At 69.4% G+C, this 11,925-nt stretch carries 8 protein-coding genes; 2 read left to right on the forward strand and 6 right to left on the reverse strand.

What is annotated here, in order from left to right; all coding sequences use genetic code 11:
* Positions 1-7: 7 nt before the first annotated feature.
* Genes OG395_RS44680 through gmd form a run of 5 tightly spaced genes read right to left on the reverse strand, consistent with a single transcriptional unit; the run spans position 8 to position 7,572 of the window.
* On the reverse strand, positions 8-835 hold the full coding sequence (locus OG395_RS44680; protein ID WP_327248018.1) for a glycosyltransferase family 2 protein: 828 nt from the start codon (positions 833-835) through the stop codon (positions 8-10).
* On the reverse strand, positions 832-1,530 hold the full coding sequence (locus tag OG395_RS44685) for a hypothetical protein (RefSeq protein WP_327248019.1): 699 nt from the start codon (positions 1,528-1,530) through the stop codon (positions 832-834). The genes OG395_RS44680 and OG395_RS44685 overlap by 4 nt, the downstream gene beginning before the upstream one ends.
* Positions 1,527-3,779, reverse strand: coding sequence for a LamG domain-containing protein (locus OG395_RS44690; protein ID WP_327249656.1), 2,253 nt, complete (start codon positions 3,777-3,779; stop codon positions 1,527-1,529). Before OG395_RS44690 ends, OG395_RS44685 begins: the two co-directional genes overlap by 4 nt.
* Positions 3,779-6,556 (reverse strand): DNRLRE domain-containing protein, encoded by a 2,778-nt coding sequence (locus OG395_RS44695; RefSeq protein ID WP_327248020.1) that lies wholly within the window; start codon positions 6,554-6,556, stop codon positions 3,779-3,781. Before OG395_RS44695 ends, OG395_RS44690 begins: the two co-directional genes overlap by 1 nt.
* A 2-nt stretch (positions 6,557-6,558) precedes the next feature.
* On the reverse strand, positions 6,559-7,572 hold the full coding sequence (gene gmd, locus OG395_RS44700) for a GDP-mannose 4,6-dehydratase (RefSeq protein ID WP_266989069.1): 1,014 nt from the start codon (positions 7,570-7,572) through the stop codon (positions 6,559-6,561).
* 114 nt (positions 7,573-7,686) lie between these two features.
* On the opposite strand from gmd, the gene OG395_RS44705 reads away from it, so the two are divergent.
* Positions 7,687-8,670: a GDP-L-fucose synthase family protein gene (locus OG395_RS44705; RefSeq protein ID WP_327248021.1), complete on the forward strand. Its 984-nt coding sequence runs from the start codon at positions 7,687-7,689 to the stop codon at positions 8,668-8,670.
* 109 nt (positions 8,671-8,779) lie between these two features.
* Here OG395_RS44705 and OG395_RS44710 read toward each other — a convergent pair whose 3' ends face one another.
* Positions 8,780-10,330, reverse strand: a complete 1,551-nt coding sequence (locus OG395_RS44710; RefSeq protein ID WP_442818797.1) for a sugar transferase — start codon at positions 10,328-10,330, stop codon at positions 8,780-8,782.
* Between the two features lie 323 nt (positions 10,331-10,653).
* Here OG395_RS44710 and OG395_RS44715 point away from each other — a divergent pair, with 323 nt between their 5' ends.
* A complete protein-coding gene (locus OG395_RS44715) occupies positions 10,654-11,919 on the forward strand; it encodes an FAD-binding protein (RefSeq protein ID WP_327248023.1) in 1,266 nt (421 codons plus the stop codon).
* Positions 11,920-11,925 lie beyond the last annotated feature (6 nt).

Genomic DNA, 11,925 nt, shown 5'->3' on the forward strand with positions numbered 1-11,925 from the left:
GGGACGCTCACCCCACCTTGCCCTCACGGGACTTGAGGGCGATCTGCCACCGGTAGAAACTCATCGCCAGCGCGAAGTCGAAGCCCGCCCGCCCGTCGAGGAAACCCCGCCGGTAGACGTACATGTACGCGAACGACACCAGCGGCTTGAACGGCGCCTTGTGGAAGAGCTGCCCCTGGCGCGACTTCACCTTCCGGACCTGCTCCTTGACGTCCGGATGGTGCTCAAGCCACGCCTCCCAGTCCGAGTAGCGGTTGTGCCGCTCGAACCACGCCGTCACCGGGTCGAGGTCCTGGTGCTCGATCGGGTTGCGGAGCGTACCCGCCGTCGCCGCGACCGGCTGGTAGTGCCCCTCGACCTCACCGATACCGGGCGCCGCGAGATCTCCGACCTCCGGATAGTGGCACCGGGTCCGGTCGGTCAGGGACCGCTTACGGATGGTGTACCCGTGGCGCAGCCTCCGGCCCGAGAACCAGTAGCCCAGCGGGATGTCGTACGCAGCCGGCTTCGGTGCCCCGGGATCGGCGAAGATCTGCCGCAGTTCGGCCAGCAGACCGGGGCTCAGCCGCTCGTCGCCGTCGAGCAGCAGGATCCAGTCGAGGTCCGTGCGGACGTTCTCCAGGCACCACTGCTTCTTCCGCGGATGACCGCCGTCCCAGGTGTACGTGACCACCTCGGCGCCGCAGCTCTCGGCGATCTTCGCCGTGTCGTCGGTGCTGTGTGAGTCGACGACGACGACCGCCTCGAAGTGGCCGAGGACCGATTTCACCGCCTCGGCGATATTGAGGCCCTCGTTCTTCGTGGGGATCGCCACGGCTATCGGCAGCTTGCTCATCCCTTGTCTCCTTCGGGCAGCCAGGCGTAGCAGCCTGTGGAGGTGAAGGCGCGGGCCGTCGTCGCGACGGTGATCCCCACCCGCTTCCCGGAGCCGGAGGTGCCCGACGCCAGGTTCTTGCCGCCCGCCCCCGTGACCTGCCAGGTGCAGCTCTTCGTGGGGGTGACGGCGTAGTAGCGGCCCGGCCGGATCTGCTGGTTCCTGTACGTGCCGTCGGCGTACCCCAGAGCGGCCCGGTCCACCAGGTCCTTATGGTCGGTGCAGAGGTGCGCGACAGCGGGCTGAGCACCGGCGACCTCGCCGGTGACGATGGCCGCGACGGCGGTGTCCTTGTCGACCTTGACCAGGTACGACAGCTTGTCGCAGGTCTCCTGGCCGGTCTGGAGCACCGCTGCCGGGTCCATCCCCTTGGGCACCCGGTCGACCAGGTACTCCTTCTGCTTCTTCGTGAAGGAGCCGGTGGCCGGGGTGAGTTCGTCGGCGGGCAGTTTCGGTGGTTCGCTCGTCTTCTTCGCCGACGGGCCGGCGGACGCGTCGGCGCCGGGCCCGGCCGTCGCCCCCGCGACGGGGGACTCGGCGGCCGACGGCTTCGCGCCGCCCGCCTCCCGGTGGTTCCCGTCGGAGGACGAGCCGCAGGCGGCCAGCGCCGCCGTCAGTACGACGACGGCGGCGCCGGCCAGGATCGGATACCTCATCCACCCGTCCTCAGGGCGTAGTGGGCACTGATCGCGGAGCTGCTGAGCGCGGTCGGGTAGACGGCGGTCTCGTCGATCTGCCCGGCGAAGAAGTCGCTCGTCGGACGGTTCGGCCAGCTGCCCAGGTTGTCCCCGCCGACCCGCCAGTACCCGTTGTAGCTCTCGTTGGCGGTGTACAGGATGTTGGACGCGCGCAGCTGTCCGTCCACGTACAACGCCATGCCGGAGCTGCCCTGCGTGGCGACGACATGGTGCCAGGTGCCGTCGTTGTAGGCCCCGGAGGTGGTGATGGTCCGGGTGCCGCCGCTGTAGACGCCGAAGGTCAGCCGCCCGTCATTGAGCATGTACACATGCTTGTCGTACTGGTTGCTGTTCTGCATGGTCAGGTTGCCGAAGCCGATGATCTTCCCTCCCCTGGTGGTGGTCGTCTTGATCCAGGTCTCCACCGAGAACTTGGTCGGCTGCGCATGCCGCTTGTTGCTGTACGCGTACTGATTGGAGCCGTTGAATCCGATGGCGGTCGACGGTCCCGCGACGGCGGCCGGAGTCTGCCGGTAGGCCGGGGCGTTGCGCAGGAAGCCGTTGTTCAGACCGGTCCCGGTGTCCGCGGCGAACGTCGACGTCCCCTCGTCGTACCGCCAGTACAGCGAAGCACCGTCGGCGAGCACCCTGGCCGGGTAACTCTCCGCGGCGGAAGCCACGGTGGCGCTCTGGGCGGGGGACTTGGCGCTGGTGTTGGTGCCGTCGCTCGCGCTGATCCGGTACGTGTGTGTCTCGCCCGGAGCCACGTCGGTGTCGGTCCACCTCAGCTGCGGCCGGTCCCAGAACACCGAGCTCCCCGTGGTCGTGTATACGGGGGTGCTCGCACCGTCCTTGTAGATCCGGTAGGTGAGTTCGCCGTCGTCGGTGTCGAAGCTGGTCTGCCAGTTGACCTCGATCTTGCCCGCGGCGACCGTGGAGAGGCTGACGTTGGGCACCCACGGAGCTCCGGTGTCCGGACCGTCGGCGAACCGGGTCAGGCCCTGCTGCGCGGAGCCGTTGACCGTGGTGAACTCACCGCCGACCCACAGGTAGTGGTGCCCGCCCTGGTCGGTCTGGGCCATCACCCGCGGTCCGACCGGCTCCCCGATGCCGTCGTTGGTGTCCGGGAACCACGGCAGAAGCTTCGGGTCGTTCACCGACTGCGCGAGGAGATGCTTGCGCGGCTGATCGGGGAACTCGCCCATGCTGGAGCAGTCATGGGCGTGACTGCCGCTGTACAGGACCCCGTCGTGGACCAGCACGGCCTGCGTGGCACCGAGGCAGGTGTCCCGCCAGCGCTGCTCGAAGTCGCTGAGGTTCAGCGCGATCCGTCCGTCGAAGACACCGCCACCGGTGCCTTCGTTGGCGGTGTAGAAGCCGGTGGCGTCCGTGGTCAGGTCCTGCACCGTGGAGGTGTTCGGGATGAAGCCCGGGTAGCTCTTGGTGATCGCACCCGTGGTGGCGTCCACGACGGCGAGGGCGTGCGAGGTGGTGCCGTTCACGGTGAAGAAGTCGCCGCCGATCAGCACATGCTGCCCGTCGGGCGTCACGTGGACGGCCCGGCCCACCTCGTCCGTATTGGCCGTCCACGGCTTCAGCTGGGCGCCGGTGGTGACCGCGGCGAACTTGTTCCGGGTCTGACCGGCGACGGTGTTGAAGTCGCCGCCCAGATAGACGGTGTCGTCCGTGACGGACAGGGCCCGTACGGTCGCCGAGACGGCGACCTTGAAGTTCTGGCGCGGGGTGCAGGTCGCCGTGTCGATCGCGGCGATATTGCTGACGCCGACCCCGTTCACCGCACCGAACTGCCCACCCGCGTACAGAGTGGTGTTGTCGGGGGAGAGGGCGAGGGCCCGAACGGTCGCCGTTCCGGAGGAGAGGGTGAACGACAGGCTGCAGCCGGTCGGTGCGCCGGTCGCCGCGTCGAACGCGGCGAAGTTGACCGCGGGCTGTTCGGATGTGCCGGCTGCCGCGCCCGGGGGACGGACGGTGGAGAAGGTGCCGCCGGTATAGACGACCCCGCCCGTGGCAGCCATCGACCAGACGATGCCGTTGGTCTGCCAGGTGGAGAGGTCGTCCGCGGTGAGGGAGACCGGCGGTGTGAGAGCCGCCGCCGGGGAGGCCCCGACCGCGGTCGCGGCCAGGGCTCCGGCGAGCAGGCAGAGCGCGGCGGACGCGGCACGCACCCGGCCACGTCCCGCGCGTCTGCGCCCCGTACTTCCGTTCATCATTCAGCTCCGAAGGTGAGAACGAGCTGCGGCCGGTAGGCCGCGGTTGATACCTCGCTCGACCAGATGCGAAGACTGTCCGTCCCGCTGCTGGTCAGGGCGAGTGAGTAGACGGAGCCGAGTGCTCCGCCCAGTGCCGGTGCGTTCAGCTCCACCGAATGGTCGGTGGAGACCGAGGTCGCGCCGGTGATGGTCCCCAGCACGGTCGAGGAGAGCGACGGCCGGGTGTTGTAGGTGACCGCCGACTCGGTCCAGGTGCCGGTGACCGGCACCACGGTGTGGCTGTCGGAGGAGCCCGCCGTCGAGTCGGACGACGTGCGGAACGTGAGCCGTGCGCTCTTGAGGACCTGTCCGGCCGGGGCCGCGGGCACGGTGAAGCGCAGATAGCTCAGATAGGCCGTACTGCCGCGCGAGGCGAGCTGGCTGTCGTTGTAGTTGGTGTTCGGCGCGACGCTGTTGACGTACGCGTCGTCGTCCGGAGTGAGCGTCACGGTGGTGTCTCCGGGGCCGGACGGGGTGTCCGCCAGGGCGTGGTGCGCGGCGACCTGGGCGGCGGTCAGCACCGACGGGTAGACCGCGGTCTCGTCGACCTGCCCGGCGAAGTAGGTGCTGGTGGGACGGTTCGGCCAGGTGGTCGGCATGGCGTCGCCGCCCACCCGCCAGTACCCGTTGTACGAGCGGTTGCCCGCGGTCGTGTTGGAGCCGACGGCCACCCCGTCCACGTACAGCCTCATGCCGGACGGTCCCTGGGTGGCGACGACATGGTGCCAGGTGTTGTCGTTGTAGGAAGCCGTTGTGGTGAGGGTGGGCCTGCTGCTGGTGCTGCCGACCTGGACGCCGAAGGCGAGGCGCCCGTCATCGGTCATGTAGACGAGCTTGTCGGAGATGCTGCTGGTGTGGCCCTGGGCGGTGCCGATGTTGTTGCCGTGGCCGACGATCCGGCCGCCCCGCGTGGTGTTCGTCCGGAACCAGGTCTCGATGGAGTACGGCGTCGGCGAGGTGTAGTGGTGCAGACGGTCGCTGTACACGTACTCGTCCGTGCCGTTCAGGGACAGTGCCGCCGAACCGGCGACCGCGGACGGGGTCGACCGGTACGTCGGCGCGTTCATGTACACCCCGCCGTCGTCACCGGCCGAGGCATCCGCGGCGAACGCCCCGCCCGCCTCGTCGTAGCGCCAGTACAGATTGGCACCGTCCGCGAGCACCCGCTCCTGGTACGGGCTCGACGAGGCGGCCGCGGTGACGGAGGCGGCGGCCGACAGGGCGCTCGTGTTGGTCCCGTCGCTCGCCGTGATCCGGTACGAGTACGTCCGTCCGGCCACCACATCGGTGTCGGTGAACGTCAGCTGCGGGCGGCTGAAGAACAGTGAGGACCCCTGCGTCGTGTACACGGGCGTCGAGCCGCCGTCGCGGTAGACCCGATAGGTGAGCAGGCTGTCGTCCAGATCCAGACCGGACCGCCAACGGACCTTCACCTCACCGGCCCGGGGAGCGGAGACACTGACGACGGGCACGGACGGCGCGCCCGTGTCGGGCGTGTTGGCGAACCGGGTCAGGGACTGCTGGGCGACCCCGTTCACCGTGGTGAACTCGCCGCCCACCCAAAGGAAGTCGCGGCCGTCGCGGGAGGACACGGTCAGGGCGCGCGGCCCGACCGGCTCACCGATCCCGTCATTGGTGTCCGGGAGCCAGCCGAGCATCGCCGGATCGTCGACGGACTGGGCGGTGAGGTGCTTGCGGACCTGGTTCGGGAAGCCGCCCATGGTGGAGCAGTCGTGGACATGGCTGCCCGCGTACAGCACGCCCCGATAGACCCGCAGCGCCTGTGTCGCCCCCTGGCAGGTGTCCCGCCAGCGCTGGTCGAACGTACCGAGCCGCATCGCGAGCCGGCCGTCGAAGGAGCCGCCTCCCGTGCCTTCGCCCGCGACGTACCAGCCGTCGGAGGCGGTGTCGGTGACGATGTCCTTGACGACCGCGGTGGACGGGATGAAGCTGCCGGTGTAGGCGCGGGTCAGCGCGCCCGAGCCGGCGTCGGTCACCGCGAGCGCGTGCGAGTCGGCGCCGCCGACGGTGAAGAAGTCGCCGCCGATCAGGACGTTCCCGCCGTCCGGAGTGACCTTGAGCGCCCGGCCGGGATCGTCGGCGTCCGGGTTCCACGCGGTCACGGCACCGGCCGCGGTGACGGCGCCGAAGAAGCGCCGGGCCTGGCCGCCCACCGTCTGGAAGTCGCCGCCCGCGTAGACCGTGCCGTTCGCGGCCACGTCGAGCGCCCGCACGGTCGCCCCGAAGTTCGGCGCGAACCCCGAACGAAGTGTGCAGGTCGCGGTGTTGATGGCCACCAGGCCGTTGGCAGCCGTCCCGTTGACGGCGTTGAAGTATCCACCGGCGTACAGCGTGGACTTGTCGGGGGAGAGCGCGAACGCCCGGACCGTGGCGGTGCCGCTGCTGCGGGTGAAGGAGAGCGAACAGCCGGTGGGCGCCCCGGTGGCCGCGTTGAACGCGGCGAAGTTGACGGCGGGCGTCGTGCTGCTGCCCGCCGGGGCACCGGCCGGCCGTACGTTGGCGAAGGTGCCGCCCGCGTACACCACCCCGTTCGCCTCGGCGAGCGCCCAGACGATCCCGTTGGTCTGATAGGTGGTCAGGTTGTCGGCCGTGAAGCCGACCGGCGGAGTCAGCGCCGCTGCCGGGGGAGCGGTGGCCGCCGAGGTGGTGAGTGCGCCCGCGGCGAGCGCGAGGACGGCGGCGTACACGCCACTGCGTCTGAGACGTCTTGGCACTCTCATCGATCCACCCGCACGGCTGCACCGGTGAGCTGATCGGAGAGTTGCCGGATGTCCGCCTCGACCATGATCCCGGCCAGCTCCTGCGCCTTCACGACGGGCTTCCAGCCGAGCAGTTCCTCGGCCTTGGTGGCGTCGCCGATCAGGGCGTCGACCTCACTGGGACGCTCGTACTTCGCGTCGTACCGGACATGGTCACGCCAGTCCAGCCCCGCATGCTCGAAGGCGAACTCCAGGAACTGCCGGACACTGACCCCTTCACCGGTGGCCACCACGTAGTCGTCCGGCGAGTCGCACTGCAGCATCCGCCACATCGCGTCGACGTACTCGGGGGCGTAACCCCAGTCCCGTACGGCATCGAGATTGCCGAGGTGGAGGTGTTGCTGGAGCCCCGCCTTGATCCGTGCGACGCCGCGGGTGATCTTGCGGGTCACGAAGGTCTCGCCGCGGCGCGGGGACTCATGGTTGAAGAGGATCCCGTTGACCGCGAACATTCCGTACGCCTCACGGTAGTTGACCGTCGCCCAGTACGAGTAGACCTTGGCGACGCTGTACGGGCTGCGCGGATGGAACGGGGTCGTCTCGTTCTGCGGCGGTGGAGTGGCGCCGAACATCTCGGACGACGACGCCTGGTAGATCCGGGTGTCGATGCCGCTGGCGCGGACCGCCTCCAGCAGCCGGATGGTGCCGAGCCCCGTGATGTCGCCGGTGTACAGGGGCGCGTCGAACGACACCCGGACGTGCGACTGAGCACCCAGGTTGTAGACCTCGTCGGGCTGGATGTCGCGCAGCAGGTTCACCAGCGCGACTCCGTCGGCGAGATCGGCGTGATGCAGGACGAAGGACCGGTTCTCCTCCTCAGGGCCCTGGTAGATGTGGTCGATCCGCTCGGTGTTGAAGCTCGACGAGCGGCGTATGAGGCCGTGGACCGTGTACCCCTTGTCGAGCAGCAGCTCGGACAGGTACGAGCCGTCCTGCCCGGTCACGCCGGTGATGAGCGCGGTCTTCGCCACGACTCCCCCCTTCTGTGGTCGTCTGTGTTGCTGTTGATGCACCGAAATATCGTGATGTGAGCGATCCGCGGTAAAACGTCACCGCGACATACAGTTACTGGCACAATCCGAACCATGACGACTGATCTCCCCGGCCCTCCCCAGGAATCCGTCCGCCCCCTGCTACGTCCCGGCTCTCGCATATTCGTCGCGGGACACCGAGGTCTCGTCGGCTCGGCGGTGGTGCGCCGCCTCACCGCCGAAGGCCACGAGGTGATCACCCGCGGCCGTGACCGGCTCGATCTGCGCGACGCCGCACCGACCGAAGCCTTTCTGCGTGACATCCGCCCGGACGCCGTGGTGCTGGCAGCCGCCAAGGTCGGCGGGATCATGGCCAACAGCACGTATCCGGTGCAGTTTCTCGAGGACAACCTGCGCATTCAGCTGAGCGTGATCGCCGGTGCGCACGCCGCCGGGGTCGAGCGGTTGCTCTTCCTCGGCTCCTCCTGCATCTACCCCAAGCGCGCTCCCCAGCCGATCCCCGAGGACGCCCTGCTCACCGGCCCGCTGGAGCCGACCAACGAGGCTTATGCGCTTGCCAAGATCGCCGGGATCGTGCAGACCCAGTCGTACCGGCGGCAGTACGGCGCCTCGTACATCAGCGCCATGCCCACCAATCTCTACGGGCCCGGCGACAACTTCGACCTGGAGTCCTCGCACGTCCTGCCCGCCCTGATCCGTCGCTTTCACGAGGCGGGACGGGACGGCGCACCGGAGGTCACCCTCTGGGGCTCCGGCAGCCCTCGGCGCGAGTTCCTTCACGTCGACGACCTGGCCGCCGCATGCCTCCTGCTCCTGGAGCGTTACGACGGTGACGAACCCGTCAACATCGGCTGCGGCGAGGATCTGACGATCCGCGAACTCGCCTCCACCGTCCAGGATGTGACGAACTACCAAGGCCGGATCTCGTGGGACAGGACGAAGCCCGACGGCACCCCGCGCAAGCTTCTCGACGTCTCCCGCCTCTCCTCCCTCGGCTTCAAGCCGCAGGTTCCGCTGCGCGACGGCATCGCCCGGACCTACGCCTGGTGGCTGGACCACCAGGGCGCCCAGGGCTGACCGCGCCCCGGGCCGGGCCGGGCGGGCCGCCATCGAGCGGAGGTGGCTCGCCCGGCCGGCCCCGTACGGCCGGCCGGGGTTCATCTTCCGCATCCGGTCCCCGCCGCTCTCAGTACGCCCCGCGGCCGTCGGTGACGGCGCGCAGCGTACGGGCCATGAGTCCCAGGTCCGTGGCCACCGACCAGTTGTCGACGTACCACAGATCGAGCGAAACGGTCTCCTGCCAGGAGAGGTCGGAACGCCCGCTGACCTGCCACAGCCCGGTCAGCCCGGGCCGGACCGCGAGCCGCCGGAGCTCCCGCTCGTCGTAGCGGGACACCTCCTCCGGAAGAGGCGGACGAGGACCCACCAGAGACATCTCGCCACGGACGACATTGATCAGCTGCGGCAGCTCGTCGAGCGAGCTCCGACGCAGCAGCCGGCCGATCCGCGTCACCCGGGGATCACGGCGGATCTTGAACATCGCACCGTCGTTCTCGTTCGCTGCGAGGAGATCCGCCTTGTGCGTTTCGGCGTCCTCGACCATGGTGCGGAACTTCCACATGGTGAACGGCCGGTTGTGTCGGCCCTGGCGGATCTGGCGGTGGAACACCGGGCCCTCGGATGTGAGCCGTACGGCTGCCCCGATCAGGAACAACAACGGCGCCAGCAGCACCAGCCCGAGCGCCGCACCTGTGCGGTCCACCACACCCTTCAGGGCCATCTGTGGCCCCTGGCGGAGCGGCGGCACGATATGCAGCAGCGTCAGTCCGGCCGCCGAGGCGGGCCGGACCCGGCCTGCCGCGATGTCCGAGAGGTCCGACAGCACGGACAGCTGCAGCCCCCCGTCGTGCAGGCCCCAGGACAGTTGCCGCAGCCGTTCCCCGGAGAGCTGTGGTCCGGGTATCACCAGCGCCAGGTCCGCCTCATGGGCGAAGGCTCCGCCCAGCACCGTCGACACGTCGTCGTCGGCGGGAGCCGGTGCGAGGCGCCCCGGGACCGGAGCCGCGCAGCCCAGGGATGCCTCTCCGACGGGTATGGCCGCAACGACGTTGTATGCGTGGTCCGTTCGGGAACCGAGCAGCCGCACCGCCCGGTCCACCCCCGAAGCCTCACCGACCACGAGCACGCGGTGCTCGGCGCGCTCCCGCCTTCCTGGCCAGGGGAGTTGGCACACGAGCGAAACGGCCACGGTCACCAGCAGGCCGGGCAGGAGCGCCACGACCGCGGTCACCGGCCGTACCGGCTCGCCGAACACCGTGCTGAGGACGGCCAGTGCGCCGATGAGCAGCAGCCAGTCCCCGGGCGCGGTCAGTGCGCCGCGGAGGCCCCCCGGCCGCCTGGTTGCGTACCGGCCACGCGCCAGCCGGGCTCCGCACCACACCAACGCGGCAACGATCGCCGCCAGTTGGGCTTGCGGTAGCCCGCCCATGCGAAGGATGAGCCAGGCCGGTATCCCCAGCCCGAGAAGATCGGCCCCGACGACGAGCGGCAGGTACCGGCCCGGTCCTCTCTTCGGGGCGGGCGTCTGGTCAGAACGTTCGCGCTGTACGGTCGGGGCACTCCACAGCTGTTCAAGTTCCCTGCTGCGAGGCCGATTCGAAGTGGTCCGTGGTAGTGGCGCCCCCGCCAGTCCCACGGATCCAGGTATGTCGGATTCGGGTAGCTCGACATGCCCCATGAACCCCCCAGTCACAGTTGCATCTCCACAAACGGGACGCATCCGCCGATCCCATGGACTGACGGATGCGCCCTCGCTCGCTGCACGATATCCACACACGTGCCATTTCGCTGGAGTTCTCGTGAAGTTCAGACATAAACGATGGCACGGATCTCGTCCCGTTCCGCGCTGGATACAGGAGGTCTGCGGTCGGCTGTCGGCATTTGGCGGGTTCCGCCCTGAGATTATGTGCGGACATGTCAGGTCCTCGCGAGGCCGCACCCAGGTCTGGGAGAATGCAGCCATGGCGGCGAGCGCCGGCCACAAGAGAAAGAGGGCGTGCGGTGACTCCCGCGGAGAAGAACTGGGCCGGAAACATCACCTTCGGGGCGCGGCGCCTCCATGCCCCCCGCTCGGTGGCCGAGATCCAGGAGATCGTGGCCGCCGGCGCCACGGTACGGGCACTGGGCACCCGGCACTCCTTCAGCACCGTCGCGGACACGGCCGGAGACCTCGTGTCGCTGGCCGGACTGGACCGCGTCGTCGAGATCGACCGGGCGGCCGGATCGGTCACCGTCGGCGCGGGGCTGCGCTTCGGGGAATTCTCCGATGTCCTCCATGAGAACGGCTACGCCCTGCACAACCTGGGCTCACTGCCACACATCTCCGTGGCGGGCGCCTGCGCGACCGGCACGCACGGCTCAGGCATCGGCAACCGTTCGATCGCCGGAGCGGTCAGGGCGCTGGAGATGGTCACGGCGGACGGCGGGATCGTGGCGCTGAAGCGCGGCGACGCGGACTTCCCCGGAGCTGTGGTCGCCCTGGGCGCCCTGGGGGTGGTGACCCGGCTGACCCTGGACCTGGTGCCTGCCTTCGACGTACAGCAGTGGGTCTACGAGGATCTGCCGCAGTCCCGGCTCGGTGACCCGGACGGGTTCGACGAGGTGATGTCCGCCGCATACAGCGTCAGCCTCTTCACCGACTGGCGCGGTGGCCCGGTGAACCAGGTCTGGCTCAAGCAGCGGGTGGACGCCGGAGGAGCGCGACAGGCACCCGCCGAATGGCTCGGTGCACGGCTCGCGGACGGCCCGCGCCACCCGATCCACGGCATGCCCGCTCAGAACTGCACCCAGCAGCAGGGCGTCCCCGGCGCCTGGCACCGGCGACTGCCTCACTTCCGGCTGGAGTTCATCCCCAGCAACGGGGACGAGCTGCAGTCGGAGTACTTCGTGGCACGGCGCGACGCCGCGGCGGCGTACGCGGCACTGGACCGGATCCGGGACCGGATCGCCCCGCTGCTGCAGATCGGTGAGATCCGCGCCGTGGCCCGCGACGACCTCTGGCTCAGCCCCGCGAGCGGCATCGACGCGGTGGCCTTCCACTTCACCTGGGTCCCGGACACGGCCGCCGTCAGGCCGGTGCTCGGCGCGATCGAGGAGACGCTCGCACCGTTCGGCGCCCGGCCGCACTGGGGCAAGGTGTTCACGACCACGCCCGAGACGCTGCGCGCGCTGTACGGGCAGTACGCCGACTTCGAGAAGCTGATGGCCCGGTACGACCCGTCCGGCACCTTCCGCAACGACTTCCTGGACCGCCACTTCCCGCGGTGACGCACA

The organism is Streptomyces sp. NBC_01320, from assembly GCF_035974375.1.
GTDB classification, from domain to species: domain Bacteria; phylum Actinomycetota; class Actinomycetes; order Streptomycetales; family Streptomycetaceae; genus Streptomyces; species Streptomyces yanii.